Origin of the sequence: Nocardia cyriacigeorgica (assembly GCF_010868145.1) — a bacterium.
GTDB classification, from domain to species: Bacteria; Actinomycetota; Actinomycetes; order Mycobacteriales; family Mycobacteriaceae; genus Nocardia; species Nocardia cyriacigeorgica_D.
This window is the reverse complement of the sequence record NZ_JAAGUY010000003.1, coordinates 235174-255011: the sequence shown is the minus strand read 5'-3', so window position 1 is coordinate 255011 and position 19838 is coordinate 235174. Positions and strand designations below refer to the sequence as shown.

Genomic DNA, 19838 nt, shown 5'->3' with positions numbered 1-19838 from the left:
GCCAAACTCGCCCAGCCGCCCGCCCTCGCCACGCCGACCGTCCGCGAGGCGGGGGTCCGATGTCTTCGCCGGGGAATGTCTGTGGCATCGACGCTGTTGCCCCCACGTATGGGTCGATGTCCGGCCGTGCGTGACGGAGTACATCGCCCATGGGGGACAATGGACTGTGGTACACCCAGCGACGCGGCCAACGGTGCGAGATACTTGCGCGCCGGCGTCGGCACGCCGGGTGCGCCGCGCAGGAAGGAGTACGCGATGGACTACGAGTCGCGAATGTACGAACTGGAGTTCCCCGCTCCACAGCTGTCGTCCGACGATGGCTCGGGTCCGGTCCTGGTGCACGGGCTGGAGGGCTTCACCGATGCCGGTCACGCGGTACGGCTGGCCACCACGCACCTGCGCGAGAGCCTGGAAAGCGAGCTGGTCGCCTCGTTCGACGTGGATGAGCTGCTCGACTACCGGTCGCGACGGCCCCTCATGACGTTCAAGTCCGATCACTTCGCCGACTACGCCGAACCCGAGCTGAACCTGTGGGCACTACGGGACACCGCGGGCACACCGTTCCTGCTGCTGTCTGGGATGGAGCCGGATCTGCGCTGGGAGAAGTTCACCACCGCCGTGCGACTGCTCGCCGAACAACTCGGGGTGCGCCGCAGTATCGGCCTGAGCGCCATCCCCATGGCCATCCCGCACACCCGACCGCTCGGTATCACCGCACATTCCTCCGATCGCGATCTGATCGAGGACAACCAGCGCTGGCCGGGCGAGTTGCAGGTGCCCGGTAGTGCCTCATCGCTGCTGGAATACCGGATGGCCCAGCACGGTCACGAATCGCTGGGGTTCTCGGTGCATGTGCCGCACTACCTGGCACAGACCGCGTACCCGGAGGCCGCGCAGACGCTGCTCGAACACGTCAGCGACAACGCGGGCCTGCAGATTCCGCTGGCCGCGCTCGGCGAGGCCGCCGCACGGGTCCGCGAACAGGTCAACGAGCACATCGCGGGCAATTCCGAGGTCGAGACGGTCGTGCACGCGCTGGAACGTCAGTACGACACCTTCGTCTCCGCACAGGAGCGTCAGTCGAGCCTTCTGGTCGGCGACGGTGAACTGCCAAGCGGTGACGAACTCGGCGCCGAGTTCGAGCGGTTCCTCGCCGAACAGGGCGGTTACGAAGGCGAGGGCTTCGACCCAGGCAACGGCAACGACCCGCGCTGACCTGGATCGGCCCGGCCGCCGGCGGCCCGTAGGGTTGTCGGAGTGGATCTGACCGAACTGCTCGAGATACCGGGAACCGACGCCGACGCGCTGTACGAGTCGTTCGGGACGTGGGCGGCCGAGCAGGGAACGCCGCTGTATCCCGCGCAGGACGAGGCGTTGCTGGAGCTGGCCTCGGAGTCCAACGTCATCTTGGCGACGCCGACCGGCTCCGGTAAATCTCTGGTGGCGGTCGGGGCGCATCTGTTCGCCCTGACCCGTGGGCAACGCACCTATTACACCGCTCCGATCAAGGCGCTGGTGAGCGAGAAGTTCTTCGCGCTGTGCGAGGTGTTCGGCGCCGACCGCGTCGGCATGGTCACCGGTGACGCCGCGGTCAATCCCGAGGCGCCGATCATCTGCGCCACCGCGGAGATCCTGGCCAATCTGGCGTTACGTGAAGGCGCGGACGCCGATATCGGCCAGGTGGTGATGGACGAGTTCCATTTCTATGCCGATCCCGATCGCGGCTGGGCCTGGCAGGTGCCGCTGCTGGAGCTGCCAAGGGCGCAGTTCCTGCTCATGTCGGCCACCCTCGGCGAGGTCGATTTCTTCGCCGCCGATCTGCACAAGCGCACCGGCCGCGCCACCGCGGTCGTCGCAGGCACCGAACGTCCGGTGCCGTTGACCTTCTCGTATGCGCGCACTCCCATCACCGAGACGCTCGAAGAACTGGTGACCACCCATCAGGCACCGGTCTACGTCGTTCATTTCACCCAGGCCGCCGCGCTCGAGCGCGCTCAGGCGTTGACCAGCGTCAACTTCGCCAGCCGAGCGGAGAAGGACGCCATCGCCGAGGCCCTCGGTGGTTTCCGGTTCTCTGCCGGATTCGGCAAGACTCTCTCGCGCCTGATCCGGCACGGCGTCGGCGTGCACCATGCCGGAATGCTGCCCAAATACCGCAGGCTGGTGGAGAAACTGGCCCAGGACGGGTTGCTGAAGGTGGTGTGCGGTACCGACACGCTCGGGGTCGGGATCAATGTCCCGATCCGCACGGTGCTGCTCACCGGTCTGACCAAGTACGACGGTGTGCGTACCCGCCGGCTCAAGGCCCGCGAATTCCATCAGATCGCCGGTCGCGCCGGTCGCGCCGGATACGACACCATGGGCACCGTAGTGGTGCAGGCTCCCGATCACGAGGTGGAGAACACCCGGATGCTGGCCAAGGCCGGTGACGATCCGAAGAAGCTGCGCAAGGTGCAGCGGCGCAAGCCCCCAGAGGGATTCGTGTCCTGGAGCGAGGAGACCTTCGACCGGTTGGTGGCCGCACCGCCGGAGCCGATGGTGTCCCGGTTCGCGGTCACCAACTCGATGCTGCTCAATGTGATCGCTCGACCCGGCAACTGCTTCGACGCCATGCGGCATCTGCTCGAAGACAATCACGAACCGCGCCCGGCCCAGCGAAAACACATACTGCGCGCCATCCGCCTGTATCGAGCGTTGCGTGATGCCGGTGTGGTGCAACAGCTTTCCGAACCGGACACGCAGGGCCGCCGGGCTCGCCTCACTGTGGATCTGCAGCGGGATTTCGCTCTCGATCAGCCGCTGTCACCGTTCGCCCTTGCCGCGTTCGAGCTGCTCGACGCCGAATCCCCCGGTTACACACTGGAGGTGGTCTCACTCATCGAGTCCACTCTGGAGGACCCTCGCCAGCTGCTGATGGCGCAGCAGCACAAGGCGAGGGGAGAGGCCGTCGCCGAGATGAAGGCCGACGGTATCGACTACGACGAGCGCATGGAGTTGCTCGAAGAGGTCACCTGGCCCAAACCACTGGCCGAATTGATCGAACCCGCCTTCGAGACCTACCGCGCAGGCCACCCGTGGGTGTCGGAGTTCGCACCGTCACCGAAATCGGTGGTGCGCGACATGATCGAGCGTTCGATGACCTTCGCCGAACTGATCTCGCACTATGAGCTCGCCCGTTCCGAGGGTGTGGTGCTGCGCTACCTGGCCGACGCCTACCGCGCACTGCGGCGCACCGTGCCGGAATCGGCGCGCACCGAGGAACTCGGCGACATCACCGAATGGCTGGGCGAGCTGGTCCGGCAGGTGGATTCGAGCCTGCTCGACGAATGGGAGCAGCTGACCAGCCCCGGTGCCGAAACCGACGCCGATCAACTGGCCTTCGGGTCGGAGACCATCCGGCCGATCTCGGCCAATGAACGCGCTTTCCGGGTGCTGGTGCGCAATGCCATGTTCCGGCGGGTCGAGTTGGCGGCGCTGCGACGCTGGCAGGCGTTGGAGGAGCTCGGCATCGGCCCGGACTGGGAGACCGAGCTCGAGCCCTACTTCGCCGAATACGACGCGATCGGCACCGGTCCAGACGCCCGCGGCCCGCAGCTGTTCCGGATCGAGACAAGGCCGGGGTTCTGGCAGGTGCGCCAGACGCTCGACGATCCGGCCGGCGACCACGGCTGGGCACTGGTCGGTGTGGTCGATCTGGCGGAGTCGGATGCCGCGGGCGAGGTGGTGTTCGACGAGGTCACGGTGAACGCGGGATGACCGGAATTCGACCACCGATACTCGAGGTTTGACGGATTAGTTTCTGGGTACCGGCCGCTGATACTGTTCTCCTCCGCTGCCCGACCGAAAGATCCACCGATGCCCGAATCCCCGTACCTTCTCGTCGACCCCGAGCGTGTGCGCGAGAACTACCGCGCGCTCGATGCCGCCCTGACCCGAGCGGGTCGGCGGGCGCGGATCCGGTTCGCCGTGAAGGCGAGTCCGGTTCCGGAGATCGTGCGGATTCTCGACGGCGAAGGCGCGCAGTTCGACGTAGCCAGCGTGGGCGAGATCGAGATGTGTCTCGGCCTCGGCGTCGAGCCCGGACGGCTGTACTACGGCAATCCGATCAAGAAGGCGGCCGATATCGCTCGCGCACACGCGATGGGGGTGCGCCGGTTCGCCTTCGACACCGAGGATGATCTGCTGCGGATCGCCGAGCACGCGCGCGGCGCCGAGGTCGAATGCCGTTTCCTGTCGGCTGCACCGCAGTCGCAGACACCGTTCGGCACCAAGTTCGGCTGCTCGCCGGTCGAGGCGCTGCGGCTACTGGCACGTGCCCGCGATCTCGGCCTGGCGGTCGCGGGCCCGTACTTCCACGTCGGCTCACAGCAGCTGGACCCGGGTGCCTGGCGTATCGGCATCGAACAGGCCGCACGGATCGTGCAGGCCTTGTCCGACAAGGACATTGCGGTGACGTCGGTGAACATCGGTGGCGGCCTGCCGGTGTCCTATGTCGAGCCGGCGCCACGCATCGACGAGATCGCAGCGGTCGCGATCGGCGCGGCGGTGGACCTGCTGCCCGAGACCGCCGAGCTGATCGTGGAGCCGGGCCGCGCATTGGTGGCCACGGCCGGAGTCGTGCACGCCGAAGTGGTTGGGGTGCGGATCGCGCCGGACGGGCGGCGCTGGGTCTATCTCGACATCGGCCGCTACAACGGTATGGCCGAAACCGAAAACGAGTACATCGCTTACCGTTTCGTCACCGAACGCGACGGAGATCCCGTCGACGAGGCGGTGGTCGCGGGTCCGACCTGCGATGGCGACGATGTACTGTACCAACGCACGCGGGTCCTTCTGCCGACCACGTTGCGAGCCGGTGATCGCATCCAGATTCTCGACACCGGCGCCTATACCGCGAGTTATTCGTCGGTGTCCTTCAATGGTTTTCCGCCCTTGACCGTGCATGTCGTGGGCGCTGAGGGAGAGTGAGTGTGTCCATGACGGCGGAATTCACCGGTTGGCATGTGCTGGCCGAGTTCGGTGGCGTCGATGCGGAGCTGTGCAACGATCTGGAACGGCTCGATGACGCGCTGCGTCGGTCGCTGGTCGGCGCGGGTGTGACCATTTGCGATGTGGTGCGCAAACAGTTCACCCCGCAGGGTGTCACTGTGCTCGCGCTGCTGTCGGAATCGCATGCCTCGATCCACACCTACCCCGAATCCGGTGACATCTTCGTCGACGTCTTCACCTGCGGCAGCATCGGCGCAGGCGCGGAGAAGACGGTGGATCTGCTGCGCGACGCCCTGTCGCCCAAGCAAGTTCGTATGACCACCGTGCGCAGGGGCCGGGCCGGTCAGCGGGTCGAGGAACCCCTCGGAACCGGCCTGACCCGGATCTGGGACCTGTCGGACGTACTGGTGGACACCAAGACCGATTTCCAGCACCTGCTCATCGCGCGGACCGCACAGGGCGTCAGCCTGTTCTCCGACAATGACCGGCAGTCCACCGAGTTCTCCCAGGTCACCTACCACGAGGCAATGATGGTGCCCGCCTTCGTGCTGGCCGAGAAGCTCGACAATGTGCTCATCATCGGCTCCGGTGAGGGCGTGGCCAGTCAGATGTCGGTGGCCGCAGGCGCCACCAGGGTCGACCACGTCGACATCGATCGCGTCGCGGTGCAGTTGTGCGCCGAGCATCTCCCCTACGGCTACACGACCAGCGAATTGGCCGCTGCCGTGGAGGGTTCGGGGCCGGTCCGGGTGCATTACGCCGACGGCTGGGACTTCCTGGCCGGCGCCTCCGCCGAGGGTGTCCGCTATGACGTGATCGTGATCGACCTGCCCGACGAACGCGTCGAAGACGCCCAGCACAACCGGCTCTACGAGGCCGAATTCCTCCAGCGATGTCGCACACTGCTGGCTCCCGGCGGTGTGCTGAGTGCGCAGGCGGGCTGCGCGACGATGTGGCGCAACGCGACTCTCGAGCGTTCCTGGCGGCGTTTCCACGAACACTTCGGCACCGTCGTGCATTACGGCAGCGACGAGCACGAATGGTCGTTCCTGTTCGGCCTGGTCGATCGGATCGACGATCCGGTGCCCGGTATGACCGACCGGCTCACCACCCTGCCCTACCGGCCCACCACCATCGACGCCCGCGCCCTGGTGCGCGGCGCGATCGAACCCTACGCACTGCGTACAAGGGACTGAGGCCTTCGGCGGTCAGACCACCCTTCCCGCCACGAATCCACTGTCGACGGGAAGGATATGGCCGGTGGTGAAGGTGGCGTCGATCAGGTGCAATACCGCGGCCGTCGTGTCGGCGACCTCACCGACACGGTCGAGCAGCGCGAGCCCGGCCGCGGCCCTCTCGTCGCCGTCACCGAACAGCGGCGTCCGGATGAAGCCCGGCGCAACGGCATTGACGCGAATGTCGTGTGCACCGAGTTCGGCCGCGAGACTCACTGTCAGCGCGTGAATCCCGCCCTTGCTCACCAACGGCGCCGTCGCGGGCAGTCCGGCCATGGCGTGATCGACCAGAACCGTGCCGAGATCGACGATCGCACCGCCACCACCTGCGCCAGCAGTCGACGGACCATTGGCTCCTACCTTCGGCTGAGACGACCAGTCGCCTCGAGCCAATACAGGTCTGGGCGCCGGTATTTCACCCCGGCTGGGCCGAGACGGTTCAGGCGGGCCGTTGGGTACGGATGATCTCGGCGAGGTAGGCGTAGTCGTCGGCACGGGCGGTCGATGCTCGGAACACCAAGCCTAGGGTGCGGCCGGGGGCCGGGGTCGCGAAGCGCGCGGTGTCCAAGGTGCCGCGGCCGGTCTCGGCCGCCACCGCCATCTCCGGGATCAGCGTGATGCCGAGCCCGCCTGCCACGCACTGCACCACGGTCGCCAGCGACGCCGCGCGTGTGTCGCCGACCGCGGCGGGGTGCGCGTCGGCCGAGCGGCACAGCTCCAGGGTCTGATCACGCAGGCAGTGCCCCTCGTCCAGCAACAGCATGGGCAGCGCGTCCAGCGCGGCGGGTTCGATATCGGTGCGCCCGGCCAGCTCGTGTTCGCGCGGCAGGACCAGCACGAACTCCTCGGTGTACAGCGGAATCTCGATCAGCCCCGACGCCTCGGTCGGTAACGCGAGCACAGCGACGTCGAGGACTCCGGTACGCAATCCCTCGAGCAGCCGTGCGGTCTGATCCTCGACCACCTGCGGCACCAGCGCGGGCAGCTTCCGGCGCAGCGCGGGCAGCAGCGACGGCAGAATATAAGGGGCGGCGGTCGGGATGATGCCCATCCGCAGTGCGCCGCCGAGGCCGTCGCCGGTCGCCGAGGCCAGGAACCGGTCGGCCGCCTCCAGCGTCGCCATGGCCTGCGGCAGCAACCGCATTCCCGCCGCGGTCACCAACACCCGGCGGGTGCTGCGCTCGATCAGCTGCAATCCGAGGCCGTGTTCGAGCGCGGCCAGCGCCTGCGATAACGTGGGCTGGCTCACATTGAGCCGGGCCGCGGCCGTGCCGAAATGCCGGTACTCCGCGATCGCTACGAACGCACGCAGCTGCGACAGGGTTGGCTGATAAGTCTGATCAGTCACGCCTATCAGTGTAGTGCGACCTATCACCTTTACCTTTTACCGGTTCTTGGGCAAGATCACAGTTGAGCTTTATTGCACCCGCCGGCTGGTCATTCCGACCACGCCGGCCACCGACATGACGAGGAGATGAGCATGGCCCTGCTGACCATCGGCGACCAGTTCCCGGCGTACAACCTCACCGCGGTGATCGGCGGTGACCTGTCGAAGGTCGACGCTCAGCAGCCAGACGACTACTTCACCCAGATCACCAGCGACGACCACGCGGGCAAGTGGCGGATCGTGTTCTTCTGGCCGAAGGACTTCACCTTCGTGTGCCCGACCGAGATCGCCGCGTTCGGCAAGTTGAACGACGAGTTCGCCGACCGTGATGCCCAGGTGCTCGGCGCCTCGGTCGACAACGAGTTCGTGCACTTCCAGTGGCGGGCCCAGCACGAGGAACTCAAGACCCTCCCGTTCCCGATGCTGTCGGACCTCAAGCGTGAACTGGCCGCTGCCACCGGCGTTCTCAACGCCGACGGTGTCGCCGACCGCGCCACCTTCATCATCGACCCGAACAACGAGATCCAGTTCGTCTCGGTGACCGCCGGATCCGTCGGCCGCAACGTCGACGAGGTGCTGCGCGTTCTTGACGCACTGCAGTCCGACGAGCTGTGCGCCTGCAACTGGAAGAAGGGCGACCCGACCATCAACGCCGGCGAGCTGCTGGCCGCGAGCGTCTGAGGTTCGAGGTAGATAAGCCATGAGCATCGATAACCTGAAGAACTCGCTACCCGAGTACGCCAAGGACCTCAAGCTCAACCTGTCCTCGCTCGCGCGCACCACGGTGCTGAACGAGCAGCAGCTCTGGGGCACCCTGCTGGCCACCGCGGCCGCGACCCGCTCGGCGACCACGCTGCGCGAGATCGCCGAGGAAGCCGCCGACACCCTGTCCGCGGAGGCCTACAACGCCGCCCTTGGCGCCGCGTCCATCATGGGTATGAACAATGTGTTCTACCGCGGCAAGGCGTTCCTGGACGGCAAGTACGACGACCTCCGGGCCGGTCTGCGCATGCAGATCATCGGCACCCCCGGCGTCGACAAGGCCGACTTCGAGCTGTGGTCGTTCGCGGTGTCCTCGATCAACGGCTGCCAGCACTGCCTGGAGGCGCATGAGCACACCCTGCGTGAAGAGGGCGTCTCGCGTGAGGTGATCTTCGAGGCGCTGCGTGCTGCCGCGATCGTGGCCGGTGTCGGCCAGGCCGTGCAGTCCACCGAGGCATTGGCGACCGCGACGGTCTGACCTGCACTCTCTGCCGATCCGATGGCCTCGACCCGCACGGTCGGGGCCATCGTCACCCAGTAATGTTTGCCAACTATTTGCTGTGATGTGTGACATGGACGCCGCTACGGCGGCCCTCTCGCCTAGTACGCTCAGCTGACATGGGCACACAGGCTGAAGTGTTGCGAGTATTCACCGATCCGGCGGGACGATTCGGCAACCAGTTGGGTGTCGTGCGGGCCACGGACATCGAGGAGTCGCAGCGGCAGGCCGTCGCATCCCGTCTCGGCTACAGCGAGACGGTGTTCGTCGCCGAACCTGTCGATGAGATCGCTCGCGTACGGATCTACACCCCCAAGGTGGAGTTGCCATTCGCCGGACATCCGTCGGTCGGCACCGGATGGTGGCTGGCCGAGCGGGGTTTGCCGACTCACACCCTCGACGTTCCGGCAGGGCCGGTGCCGGTGGAGCTGGCCGACGGACTGGTGTGGGTGAGGGCTCGCGGTACCTGGGCCCCCGACTTCACCTTCCATCAGCTCGGGCAGCCCGACGAGCTCACCATGGTCAACCCCGACGATTTCCCCGAGGGCTCGCACTATCTATGGTCCTGGACCGATGAGCACCGCGGCGCGCTGCGTTCACGGATGTTCGCGCCCGCCATGGGAATCGCGGAGGACGAGGCCACCGGCGCGGCCGCTGTCGCGCTGACGGCTTTGCTACGCCGAGGCCTGATCATCACCCAGGGCCAGGGGTCGCAGATCTTCACCGAATGGGATTCCGACGGCTGGGTCCGGCTCGGTGGACGTGTGGTCGCCGATTCGATCGTGGATCTGTAGGCGTTCATCCGGCTGCCGCGGCCACAAGCATGTACACCATGCCCAGATCCATCACGACGTGCGGAACCAGCGCGGCGGGCCGCGATCCAGCATGGACGAGCCAGCGGTGGTGCCTGCCGGTGATCGCGCAGACGAACATCATCGCGGCGTCGGCCAGGAACAGCACTGCCAGGCCGATCGCGGGAGCAGTCCCCGGCCCGCCCGAATGCCCGCTCATCGTGTGACCGGACATCGCGTACAGCATCACCGTTGCCGCCAGCAGGTGGTATCCGAGAGCGCTCATCCGCGCCACCGGTAGCACCCGGCCACCGGCGTGCCACTCCGCCGCCCGAACCATGAGCAGCGTCCCGAACGCCACCGCCATCGCGATCAGCACCCCACGCATCGCGTGCGCATGCGCGTGCGCCGGAAACACCAGCATCGCGAGCATCACCGCGCACATGATCAGATGCGCGGCATCGGATTCCCGATCGTCTGCGCCCACGCGCAGCCCGAGTGGAGCCGCCCGGCTATCGACCTCGACGTGCACCACCCGGCCGACAGCGCAGCCCTGATCGACGGCGCCCGCGGACCCGGCGGGGGCGACGTGCACCGGGACCGTTGCCATCACTCGCGCGGCCACGACCGCCCCGGCGACTACGAACGCGGCCACCGCCATCCACCGCACCGTCGCGTACTCGAGCACGAATTCCGCCACACCCCACCACCTCTCGCCACGGCGACGTGGACACCGCCATCCATCGTCGCATCGCGCAAGCTCGTTGCGCGCCCTTTCGAGGCGGATTCGACCCGATCAGCCGAGGGCGCGGGTGAAGGCGGTCGCCAGTTCGGTGAGCTGAGCGTCGGTGATGACGAACGGCGGGGAGATCTGCAGGGCGCCCGCACCGGCGGCTCGGGACGAGACACCATGGGTACGTAGCGCTTTCACCATGGCAGGGGCTTCGGCGGGATCGGCGAGCTGGATCGCGGCCACGGCACCGAGCCCGCTGCGGACCTCGGCGACCCGCGGATGTTCGGCCAACGGCGAGAGGTGTTCGTGCAGCGCCTTTTCCAACTGCGCGGAAGCGGTGAGCAGGGACTCGCGTTCGATGATGTCGAGGTTGGCCATGGCCGCGGCGGCGGAACCGGCGTGACCGCCGTAGGTATAGCCGTGGCGCCACCACACGCCCCCGGCGAAGAACGGTTCGGCCACATGCGGTGCGATGAAGACCGCACCCATCGGCACATAACCGGAGGTGAGGCCCTTGGCGGCGGTCATCAGATCAGGTTCGAGGCCGAAACGGGTGGAGGCGAACCAGGATCCGCCGATCCGGCCGAATCCGGTGACCACCTCGTCGGCGACGAACAGGATGCCGTGATCGCGGCAGATGCGGCGTACCTCGTTCAGGTAGCCCTCGGGCGGCAGATAGATCCCGCCCGCACCGATGATCGGCTCACAGAAGAACGCCGCGATGCGTTCGGCACCGAGGTCCTCGATCAGCGCCAGCAGTGCCTTGGGGTCGTTCCATTCGACGGTGCGGGCATCGGCCATCAGCTCGCCGTAACCTTCCCGGTTCGGCGCCAAGCCCGACAGTGCGGTGCCCGCGACGTGCATGCCGTGGTAGGCCAGGTGACGCCCGACGATGATCGATTTACCGGGCTTGCCGAGTTCGTGCCAGTAGCGGCGGGCCAGCTTGGCCGCGGTATCAATCGAGTCCGATCCGCCCGAGGTGAAGAAGATCTTGCTGCCGGGCACCGGGGCCAGCTCGGCCAAACGCTCGGCCAGGTCCCGGGTGACCGGCGCGGCGAGGTCACCGAAGTTCGAGTAGTGGGCCAGCCGCGTCAGCTGCTCCGCTACCGCGTCGGCGATCTCGCGGCGGCCGTGACCGACATTGGCGAACCACAGACCCGCCGTGGCGTCGAGGTAGCGGTTGCCCGCCTCATCCCAGATGTAGGCGCCCTCACCCCGTGCGACGACGAAAGCGCCGTCGCGTGCGACGGCGCCCATATCGGCGAAACCGTGCCACAGTGATCCCATCAGGCGCTCCTGGGTTCGGCGGCTGTTCGTCCATCCTGCCAGCGGTGTGCGAGTCCGCCGAGCGCGACGACGGCCACCGCGAGCAGCGCGAAGACTCCGGCGAGCACCACAAGACCGATGACCAGCGAGGCATAGCCCTGCTCGCGCGGATCGAGGAACGGGTATGGATACCAGCCGACGATCGGGCCACGGATCAGCGAGTACGCGCCGTAGACCGCCGGATAGATCAGCAGGGCGCCGAGCAATCGACCGGTGAGCCCGAGGCTCACCGGGACCAGGACCCAGTCGAGCATCATGACCAGCGGAAGCAGCCGGTGCAGCACATCGTTGATCCACCGGTCGGTGAGCATGACGTCGATATTGGCCAGCAGCACCGCGTACACCACGCCGGTGATCAGCAGATACAGCGTGCTCGCCCCGCGCACGGCCTGCCAGCGGTCGTCACGCGGATCGACCAGCGCGCCGATCAGCAGCACGACGACGCCGAGCACATTCGATTGGATGGTGAAGTAGCTGAAGTAGTTGGCGGTCGAGAAGTCGGCTTCACCGATAGCGCGTATCGGAATCCAGGCCAGTGCGACCACACCCAGCACACCGAAGGCAAGTCGCAGCACCCGGATCCACGCCGGTGTACCCCAGCTGGTGATCATGGCGCCGATCGTCGCACACCGGCCGGCTGTGCACCGGCCGAATCGCAGGCGCGCATCCACCCGGCAATCACCATCCAGGAGTATGTCCGCGGCGGTTGGCGCAGCCTGCCGATGTGAACTGGGCGACGGTCGTGCCGCGCTCGATCACCGATACGCTGGGCATATGCCACGCCACCCGCTGTCGCCACACGAAAATGCGCAGCCCCCGCCGGTGGGTGTCCACTAGGCTGGATGGCGCAATGACCAGGACCGCAGCCAGCCCGCGTGAGCTTCGCACCCGCCTGGCCACTCTCACACTCCGCGACGAGCATCGGCTGCGCAGACAGCTGGACCGGGCACGCGGGGGCGACCTCGGACGCATCGAGACCGAGATCGCGGTGGCCGAGCAACGTATCGACAACCGTCGTACGGCCGTACCCGAGATCCACTATCCACCGCAGCTGCCGGTCACGGCGCGGCGCGAAGATATCGGCGCCGCCATCGCCGCCAACCAGGTCGTGATCGTCGCGGGCGAGACGGGCTCGGGTAAGACCACCCAGATCCCGAAGATCTGCCTGGAGTTGGGTCGCGGCATCCGCGGCATGATCGGCCATACCCAGCCCCGCAGGCTCGCCGCACGGGCGGTCGCCGAACGTATCGCCGAGGAATTGGGCACCGAACTCGGCGACGCCGTTGGCTACACGGTCCGCTTCACCGATCAGGCCGCCGAACACACGCTGGTCAAGCTGATGACCGACGGCATCCTGCTCGCGGAGATCCAGCGTGACCGGCTGCTGCGCGGCTACGACACGATCATCATCGACGAGGCCCACGAGCGGAGCCTCAATATCGACTTCCTGCTCGGCTATCTCAAACAGCTACTCCCCCGCAGGCCCGACCTGAAGGTGATCATCACCTCGGCGACCATCGATCCGGAACTGTTCGCCCGCCATTTCGCCGATGCCGAAGGCAAACCCGCGCCGATCGTCGAGGTCTCGGGCCGGTCGTATCCGGTGGAGATCCGCTATCGGCCGCTGGCGCTGCCGGTACCGTCCCGCGACGAGGATGACGAGGACCGTGTCCTCGACCGCGATCCGGTGGACGCCATCGGCGACGCGGTCACCGAACTGTTCACCGAAGGCGACGGCGATGTGCTGGTCTTCCTCTCCGGTGAACGCGAAATCCGCGATACCGCCGATGCCCTGCGCGAGCTGAAATTGCCACGCACCGAGATCCTGCCGCTCTACGCGCGGCTCTCGGCGGCCGAACAGCATCGAGTCTTCGCCTCGCACACCGGACGCCGGGTCGTACTGGCCACCAATGTCGCCGAAACCTCGCTGACGGTGCCTGGCATCCGGTACGTCGTCGATCCTGGTACCGCCCGGATCTCCCGCTATTCGATGCGCACCAAGGTGCAGCGGTTGCCCATCGAGCCGGTCTCGCAGGCCTCGGCACGTCAGCGTTCCGGGCGCTGCGGCCGGGTGGCCGACGGCATCTGTATCCGCCTGTACTCCGAGGACGATTTCGAGTCCCGCCCTCTGTTCACCGATCCGGAGATCCTGCGCACCAACCTCGCCGCGGTCATCCTGCAGATGACAGCGCTCGGCCTTGGCGATATCGAGAAGTTTCCGTTCGTGGAGCCGCCCGATTCCCGCGCGATCCGCGACGGCATCGCGTTGCTCGAAGAGTTGGGTGCGCTCGCCCGACGGACCGCCGATGACAAGAATGGCCTGTCACTGACCCCGATCGGCCGCGAGATGGCCCGGCTACCGGTGGATCCGCGGATGGCGCGGATGTTGGTGGAGGCCCATCGCAACGGATGTCTCGGCGAGGTCCTGATCATCGTCGCGGCGCTGTCGATCCAGGATGTGCGCGAACGCCCGGCCGAGCAACAGCAGGCGGCAGACACCAAGCACGCGCGGTTCGCCGTCGAGCACTCCGACTTCCTGGCGTATCTGCGACTGTGGGACTACCTGTCCGGGCAGCGTAAGTCGCTGTCGTCGAACCAGTTCCGACGCATGTGCCGCGAGGAATTTCTGCACTACCTGCGGATCCGGGAGTGGCAGGATCTGCACGGGCAGCTGCGTACCATCACCAAGGGCCTTGGCTGGTCGGCGCACGGCGAACATGCGGCGCAGCCGGATAAGGGCGAACCGAAGCGCGGCGCACCCGAACGCTCTCGTGGCCGAGGGTCGGGCAAGCCCGTGAAGGCAGCCGCCGCCTCCGTCAGCGAGGACGACACACTCCCGTGGGATGTGACCGCGATCCACCAGGCCTTACTCGCCGGCATGCTCTCCCATATCGGTGTCCGGGAAGCCGAATCACGCGAATTCCTTGGCGCGCGCGGCGCGAAGTTCATGATCTTCCCAGGCTCCTCACTGGCGAAGAAACCGCCGCGCTGGGTGATGGCCGCCGAACTGGTGGAAACCTCACGTCTGTGGGGACGGATGGCGGCGCGAGTGGAACCGGAGTGGGCCGAACGCCTGGCCGGCGATCTGGTGAAACGCACCTATTCCGAACCGCATTGGTCGTCCAAACGCGGTGCCGCCCGCGCCTACGAGCGCGTCACCCTCTACGGGGTTCCGCTGGTGACTCAGCGCCCGGTCGACTACGGACGCATCGACCCGATCATCTCGCGTGAGCTGTTCCTGCGTCATGCGCTCGTGCAGGGCGAATGGCAGACCAAACACGAGTTCTTCCACCGCAACCGGGAACTGCTCGACGACGTCGCCGACCTCGAGCATCGCGCCCGCCGCCGCGACATCCTCGTCGACGACGAGGTGCTGTTCGAATTCTACGACCGGCGCGTACCCGCCGATATCGTCTCGGTCCGCCATTTCGACAGCTGGTGGCGCACGGCCAAACGCACCGATCCCGCGCTGCTGGATTTCACCTCCGACACCGTCGTCAACGAGGGTGCCGCGACACTGAATCCGACCGACTTCCCTGATACCTGGCGTCAGGGCGAGCTGAGTTTCCCGCTCACCTACCAATTCGAACCCGGCAACGACGACGACGGCGTCACCGCACGGATCCCGGTCGCGCAGCTGGCCCACGTGCGGGCCATGGGATTCGACTGGCTGGTACCCGGTATGCGCGAGGAGCTGGCAACCGCGCTGATCAAGACGCTGCCCAAGAATCTGCGCCGCGCGGTAGTGCCCGCACCGGATTTCGCCGCGGGCGCCCTGGCCGCACTGACCCCGCGCGCCGAACCGCTACGCACCGGACTGGCGCGGGAGCTGTCGCGGCTGGGCGCGGTGCCGATCACACCGAACGACCTCGATCCCGCGGCGCTGCCGGATCACCTGCGGATGACCTTCGCCGCCGTCGATGACCGTGGCACGGTACTCGCCCGCGAGAAGAGCCTCGCACGTTTGAAAACGCGGCTGGCCGAGCAGGTGTCGAAGTCGGTCGCCCGCGCCACGGCCGGCGCGGAGCGGGCACCCGCACTGGTGTGGACCGCCGAGTCGCTCGGCACGGTCGCGCCGACGGTCAAACGGGAGGTCGCCGGACAAACCATCACCGGCTATCCGGCGCTGGTAGCCGAAGACGAGGGTGTCGCGGTGCGGGTGCTGAGTTCGCCGGCCGAGCAGGCCACGGCCATGCGCACGGGTACAAGGGAGCTGGTGTTGCGCGCCATCCCGACCTCGCTGCGCACGGTGACGGCAGGTCTGCCACCTACCGACCGGCTGGTGGTGAGCCAGAATCCCTACGGCTCACTCGATGGCCTCGTCGCCGACTGTCGTTCGGCTGCCGCCGATGAGCTCATCGCTGCGGCCGGTGGACCGGTGCGCGGTCCCGAACAGTTCGAGGCACTGGTGGCCACGGTCCGACCGGAGCTCGCCGCCGCGGCCGCGCGCCTGGTGCGCCTGGCCGTGCCGGTACTGGCCGAAGCACATCGGGTGTCGTCGGCGTTGGCGAATACCGCTGAACGCGATATCGCCGACGATGTCCGTGATCAGCTCGCCGACCTGGTCTTCGACGGCTTCATCTCCGAATGGGGTAGCGCGCGCCTGCGTGAGCTGCCGCGATACCTGCGCGCCGCGGTGGCCCGGCTCGAGGCCCTGCCCGGCTCGGCGGTGCGCGATCGGCAGGGTATGGCCGAGATCGACACGGTGCTGGCCGCCTATGACCGGTTGCTGAGCGGGCTGCCCGAACCGCGCCGCCGCGCGCCGGAGGTGGCCGAGATCTGGTGGATGATCGAGGAATTGCGGGTCAGCCTGTTCGCCCAGAAGCTCGGTACCCCATACCCGGTGTCGGCCAAGCGGATCCAGAAAGCGATCGGTGCGATCCGGCGGTAGGTGATCGGTGCGGCTCGAAGGCTCGTCGCGGGCCCCGTTGTCATGCCGAGTGCGAGCCGGGACCGTTGGACGCCTGGCCCGAGGGTGTCGCCAGCAGGCTGGGCACACGACGAATGCCGCCGGTACCCCACAGGCGCGGTCGCGCGGTGCAGTGGCCGGCCGTCGGTGTCGTGCCCCGTGAATCGATGGCGGCGAATTCCGGGGCGCGCCGACGGACGGGGCACCCGGCTACCGTTATCGGGGTACCGCGTTCGGCGAGCGGGATCCCCACTCGGGAATGCCGCCACTGCGCCGCCCCACCCAATAAGCCGGGTGGCATGTGATGAGGAAGTGTTTGCCATGCGAAAAGTACTCGGCGGCATCGGAATCGGAGCCACACTGCTGCTATCGACGGCACTCGGCGCGGGCCCGGCGGTAGCCGAGGCGCCCACGCCCGCCTCATCGCCGTCCAACCACACACTGTGGCTGCGGCCGCTGGCGAGCCTCATCGGCTCGGGTTCGGTGACGATCTGCCCGGGCCAGCACATGGGCAGCTTCAGTTGCTCCTGCCCGCCGGGGATCTGCTTCTGAGCGGTGTGACCCTCAGTCCGCGGAACCGACGGCGGCCGCACGCGCCTGACGCATGCCCTGGATCTCGCGCTCGAAATCCTCGGCCGAGGTGAACGACCGGTAGACCGAGGCGAACCGCAGATAGGCCACCTCATCGAGGTCGCGTAGTGGGCCGAGAATGGCCAGCCCCACCTCATGGCTCGGGATTTCCGGCGAACCTTTGGCCCGGACCGTATCCTCGACCTGCTGCGCGAGCAGGTTCAGCGCGTCATCGTCGACTTCGCGGCCTTGGCAGGCGCGGCGCACCCCGCGGATGACCTTTTCGCGGCTGAACGGTTCGGTGACACCGCTACGTTTGACCACGGACAGGATCGCGGTTTCGACCGTGGTGAAACGGCGCCCGCATTCCGGGCACGAGCGTCTGCGGCGGATCGCCGCGCCTTCATCGGCCTCGCGCGAGTCGACCACCCGGGAGTCAGGGTGCCGGCAGTACGGGCAGTGCATCCGAGATCCTTCGTCGATGCGTACGCTCGCGTCCGGGCCGATTGCCGATCGGGGCCAACCGTCCGGCGAGCGCGTGGGCCGGGACGGCGCCCGGCACCGGGTACACCCGTGGTGAACTCCGGTATACCTCCATAGCACTTCGAGAATACCCGCGTGGGGTTCGACTCGGTGGTGCTCACCCCGCGATTGCCGCAGCTACCTCTCGAACTCAACCGGTCAGCTGCCACTGGCTCGCCATATCGGCGATGACGTCCGGCAGACGCTGGAGCAGGCGTCCCCGCGCCAATTTGTCCCAGAAAGGCTCGGCAAGGACGGCGGCCGCCAGCGACGCATCGGACTTCATATCGATATGGCGCGGCACCAGATCTCCGGTGATGTAGGTCCAGCGGGTATCACGATCGGCCCAGTTCCAGGCCGGGAGCGGGGTGCGCAGCGACAACATCCGCCCGCCCAGGTCGGCGGTGACGGTGGCGGGCCCGAAAACGCCGGGGGCACGCACACCCGGGACGCCTGCCTTACCGGCCACGGTGCTGACGTAGGTGAGCACGCGCCCCATCGACCCACGGCCGCCCGCCGTGACGTCCCATTGGTCGGCGACGACATGATTCTGCTCCCGGTCCGTCATCCGGATCAGCGCGTCGACATATCCGGCGCGGGTGCCCGAGGCCACCGAGTCCCAGGCGGTGCGCAGCCCGTCGTCGAGGATTCCGGCACGGTGCATCTCATCGATGCCCGCCAACCCCTGCGCGAGGTAGGCCTCGTGCATCGGCACCAGGTCGACGAAAATGTGCTTCTGCATGGTCATCAGCCGGATCTGGTACCAGACCAGATCGTCGACCGTCAGTCGCGGCCCCTCGGTGGCGAGTAGGTGGATGTCGCCGGGGAGGCCGCGCACGAGTTCTTCCGGAGTGTTGCGCAGTAAGCCGGCGACCGCCGTGCCGAGTTGATGGATGCCCGGTAGGTCGATCACCCGGCCGACATCACTCATATCGAAGTATCCCGACGCGAACGACCCGCCGGCGATTCCGGCCAGTCCGGCCCACCAGAACTCCGGATGCCCGGACGCCAGGCGCAAGTAGTTGACGTAGACCTGGTTGAAGGTCCGCTCCCCCGCGGCGGGTCCGCGACTCGGATCCCATGCCGCGAGGTCGATTCCGGCATTGTCCACCGCCACCACCAGCCAGTACTGATGCAGTAGCGTCGCGTAGCGGCTGGGCGCCACACCATCGGCCCTTGCCTGATCGAGTGCGGTCCGCAGCGTCGGTTCCTCCAGCGGCAACGCCGGATTCAGCCCGCCACCCGCGGAGCCATCGTCGTTGACGGCGGGCAGATCGAGGTAGGGGGTGTATGCCGGTATTGCGTGCGCGGCCGGAACGGAGGCGAACCCGAACAGCAGACAGAGAAGAACAACGGCGGTCCTGGCGAGAAACCGGAGGCGGTATCCGGCGGTGTGCTGAGGCGTCATGCGGTCCCGGTTCAGTTGTCGGCGGCGTTGCCGGATTCAGGTGTTCAGCACAGTAGCAACGCGTTTCCGTTGTCGATCAACATATTCGGCCACGGGTGGTGGCCGATCCTCGATGTCGCCGCGCATTGCCGCCCGCGCGCCGCCTTACGGCATCAGATCACTCAACGCGGAACGCCGGACAGACCACCCGCGGGCATCGGCGCCGGCTCCACGATGACGGGACCATCCGGATGATGCTGCGGGACCACCGCTTCCGCACGGAGATGTGCGATACCGATCAGCACGGTGACCACCAGCGCGCTCAGCAGCGCAGAGATCGCGAGGACAGCGAAACCCACCTGAGCGCGCTCCACCCGCTCCTCGGGTCGCGTCGCGTATCCGGACGGCGCACGCCGGACCGGGCGTGAGTCGTAGCGGACCACACCGGCCCGCGGGCCGGCTCCGCGCGGACGCCGATCGGCGGGGCGATAGATTGCCCCGCGAATGGTCCGAGCACCGCGGGCCGGACGGACCCGAACCGCCGTCACGGATTCCCGCCTGCCGCCATGGAGAACGTCGGGCAACGACCCGCGCGCCGCATGCCCCTCCTCGCCTTCACAGACGAGCCCGGCTCGCGCACCCACGGCGCCACCGGACTCCCCATCCTCGACTGCGGCCGTATCGATTTCGCTGATCGCTGTGCTCATCGGACAAACCTCCGTGGTGAT

The 19838-nt window shown here is 67.3% G+C and carries 17 protein-coding genes; 9 read left to right on the top strand and 8 right to left on the bottom strand.

The genetic code is table 11. From position 1 onward, the window contains the following. Positions 1-255 precede the first annotated feature (255 nt). From GV792_RS07605 to speD, 4 genes are all read left to right on the top strand, one after another. On the top strand, positions 256-1215 hold the full coding sequence (locus GV792_RS07605; protein ID WP_163823037.1) for a proteasome assembly chaperone family protein: 960 nt from the start codon (positions 256-258) through the stop codon (positions 1213-1215). Positions 1216-1257: 42 nt separating this feature from the next. Continuing rightward, positions 1258-3756 (top strand): DEAD/DEAH box helicase, encoded by a 2499-nt coding sequence (locus GV792_RS07600; protein ID WP_163823035.1) that lies wholly within the window; start codon positions 1258-1260, stop codon positions 3754-3756. A gap of 99 nt (positions 3757-3855) precedes the next feature. Continuing rightward, the gene (locus tag GV792_RS07595) at positions 3856-4968 is read left to right on the top strand and encodes a type III PLP-dependent enzyme (RefSeq protein WP_163823033.1); all 1113 of its coding nucleotides are present in this window, start codon (positions 3856-3858) and stop codon (positions 4966-4968) included. Positions 4969-4976: 8 nt separating this feature from the next. Next, complete coding sequence (speD, locus tag GV792_RS07590) at positions 4977-6185, top strand: adenosylmethionine decarboxylase (RefSeq protein WP_163823251.1); 1209 nt, start codon at positions 4977-4979, stop codon at positions 6183-6185. 12 nt (positions 6186-6197) lie between these two features. Here speD and GV792_RS07585 read toward each other — a convergent pair whose 3' ends face one another. Then, positions 6198-6617, bottom strand: a complete 420-nt coding sequence (locus tag GV792_RS07585) for an SDR family oxidoreductase (protein WP_256673778.1) — start codon at positions 6615-6617, stop codon at positions 6198-6200. Between the two features lie 46 nt (positions 6618-6663). Next, positions 6664-7572 carry a hydrogen peroxide-inducible genes activator gene (locus GV792_RS07580; RefSeq protein WP_163823031.1) on the bottom strand — a complete coding sequence of 303 codons (909 nt, stop codon included), beginning with the start codon at positions 7570-7572 and terminating at the stop codon, positions 6664-6666. Between the two features lie 132 nt (positions 7573-7704). Here GV792_RS07580 and GV792_RS07575 point away from each other — a divergent pair, with 132 nt between their 5' ends. From GV792_RS07575 to GV792_RS07565, 3 genes are all read left to right on the top strand, one after another. Further along, a complete protein-coding gene (locus GV792_RS07575) occupies positions 7705-8292 on the top strand; it encodes a peroxiredoxin (RefSeq protein ID WP_163823029.1) in 588 nt (195 codons plus the stop codon). A 19-nt stretch (positions 8293-8311) separates the two neighbouring features. Beyond that, positions 8312-8851, top strand: coding sequence for a carboxymuconolactone decarboxylase family protein (locus tag GV792_RS07570; RefSeq protein WP_163823027.1), 540 nt, complete (start codon positions 8312-8314; stop codon positions 8849-8851). Between the two features lie 140 nt (positions 8852-8991). Continuing rightward, entirely contained in the window at positions 8992-9666 is a 675-nt protein-coding gene (locus GV792_RS07565; RefSeq protein ID WP_163823024.1) for a PhzF family phenazine biosynthesis protein, read from the top strand. 4 nt (positions 9667-9670) lie between these two features. Here GV792_RS07565 and GV792_RS07560 read toward each other — a convergent pair whose 3' ends face one another. The 3 genes from GV792_RS07560 to GV792_RS07550 form a co-directional block, all read right to left on the bottom strand. Beyond that, the gene (locus tag GV792_RS07560) at positions 9671-10363 is read right to left on the bottom strand and encodes a DUF5134 domain-containing protein (protein WP_163823022.1); all 693 of its coding nucleotides are present in this window, start codon (positions 10361-10363) and stop codon (positions 9671-9673) included. A gap of 96 nt (positions 10364-10459) precedes the next feature. Next, complete coding sequence (locus GV792_RS07555) at positions 10460-11683, bottom strand: aminotransferase family protein (protein ID WP_163823020.1); 1224 nt, start codon at positions 11681-11683, stop codon at positions 10460-10462. Further along, positions 11683-12333, bottom strand: coding sequence for a Pr6Pr family membrane protein (locus tag GV792_RS07550; RefSeq protein ID WP_163823019.1), 651 nt, complete (start codon positions 12331-12333; stop codon positions 11683-11685). Before GV792_RS07550 ends, GV792_RS07555 begins: the two co-directional genes overlap by 1 nt. A gap of 239 nt (positions 12334-12572) precedes the next feature. Between GV792_RS07550 and hrpA the strand changes: the two genes are divergently transcribed. Both hrpA and GV792_RS07540 read left to right on the top strand, forming a co-directional pair. Beyond that, the gene (gene hrpA / locus GV792_RS07545) at positions 12573-16613 is read left to right on the top strand and encodes an ATP-dependent RNA helicase HrpA (RefSeq protein ID WP_163823017.1); all 4041 of its coding nucleotides are present in this window, start codon (positions 12573-12575) and stop codon (positions 16611-16613) included. A 339-nt stretch (positions 16614-16952) separates the two neighbouring features. Then, on the top strand, positions 16953-17183 hold the full coding sequence (locus GV792_RS07540) for a hypothetical protein (RefSeq protein WP_163823015.1): 231 nt from the start codon (positions 16953-16955) through the stop codon (positions 17181-17183). A gap of 12 nt (positions 17184-17195) precedes the next feature. Here the strand turns inward: GV792_RS07540 and nrdR are convergent, their stop codons facing one another. From nrdR to GV792_RS07525, 3 genes are all read right to left on the bottom strand, one after another. Beyond that, complete coding sequence (gene nrdR, locus GV792_RS07535) at positions 17196-17666, bottom strand: transcriptional regulator NrdR (protein WP_163823013.1); 471 nt, start codon at positions 17664-17666, stop codon at positions 17196-17198. A 208-nt stretch (positions 17667-17874) separates the two neighbouring features. Next, the gene (locus GV792_RS07530; protein ID WP_163823011.1) at positions 17875-19131 is read right to left on the bottom strand and encodes a hypothetical protein; all 1257 of its coding nucleotides are present in this window, start codon (positions 19129-19131) and stop codon (positions 17875-17877) included. 161 nt (positions 19132-19292) lie between these two features. Further along, entirely contained in the window at positions 19293-19817 is a 525-nt protein-coding gene (locus GV792_RS07525) for a hypothetical protein (protein ID WP_163823009.1), read from the bottom strand. Positions 19818-19838: the final 21 nt, after the last annotated feature.

Coding starts and splice junctions, on each gene's coding strand:
- GV792_RS07605 (WP_163823037.1), top strand. CDS start 256: ATGGACTACGAGTCGCGAATGTACGAACTGGAGTTCCCCGCTCCACAG.
- GV792_RS07595 (WP_163823033.1), top strand. CDS start 3,856: ATGCCCGAATCCCCGTACCTTCTCGTCGACCCCGAGCGTGTGCGCGAG.
- speD (WP_163823251.1), top strand. CDS start 4,977: ATGACGGCGGAATTCACCGGTTGGCATGTGCTGGCCGAGTTCGGTGGC.
- GV792_RS07575 (WP_163823029.1), top strand. CDS start 7,705: ATGGCCCTGCTGACCATCGGCGACCAGTTCCCGGCGTACAACCTCACC.
- GV792_RS07570 (WP_163823027.1), top strand. CDS start 8,312: ATGAGCATCGATAACCTGAAGAACTCGCTACCCGAGTACGCCAAGGAC.
- GV792_RS07565 (WP_163823024.1), top strand. CDS start 8,992: ATGGGCACACAGGCTGAAGTGTTGCGAGTATTCACCGATCCGGCGGGA.
- GV792_RS07555 (WP_163823020.1), bottom strand. CDS start 11,683: ATGGGATCACTGTGGCACGGTTTCGCCGATATGGGCGCCGTCGCACGC.
- GV792_RS07550 (WP_163823019.1), bottom strand. CDS start 12,333: ATGATCACCAGCTGGGGTACACCGGCGTGGATCCGGGTGCTGCGACTT.
- hrpA (WP_163823017.1), top strand. CDS start 12,573: ATGACCAGGACCGCAGCCAGCCCGCGTGAGCTTCGCACCCGCCTGGCC.
- GV792_RS07540 (WP_163823015.1), top strand. CDS start 16,953: ATGCGAAAAGTACTCGGCGGCATCGGAATCGGAGCCACACTGCTGCTA.
- nrdR (WP_163823013.1), bottom strand. CDS start 17,666: ATGCACTGCCCGTACTGCCGGCACCCTGACTCCCGGGTGGTCGACTCG.
- GV792_RS07530 (WP_163823011.1), bottom strand. CDS start 19,131: ATGACGCCTCAGCACACCGCCGGATACCGCCTCCGGTTTCTCGCCAGG.
- GV792_RS07525 (WP_163823009.1), bottom strand. CDS start 19,817: ATGAGCACAGCGATCAGCGAAATCGATACGGCCGCAGTCGAGGATGGG.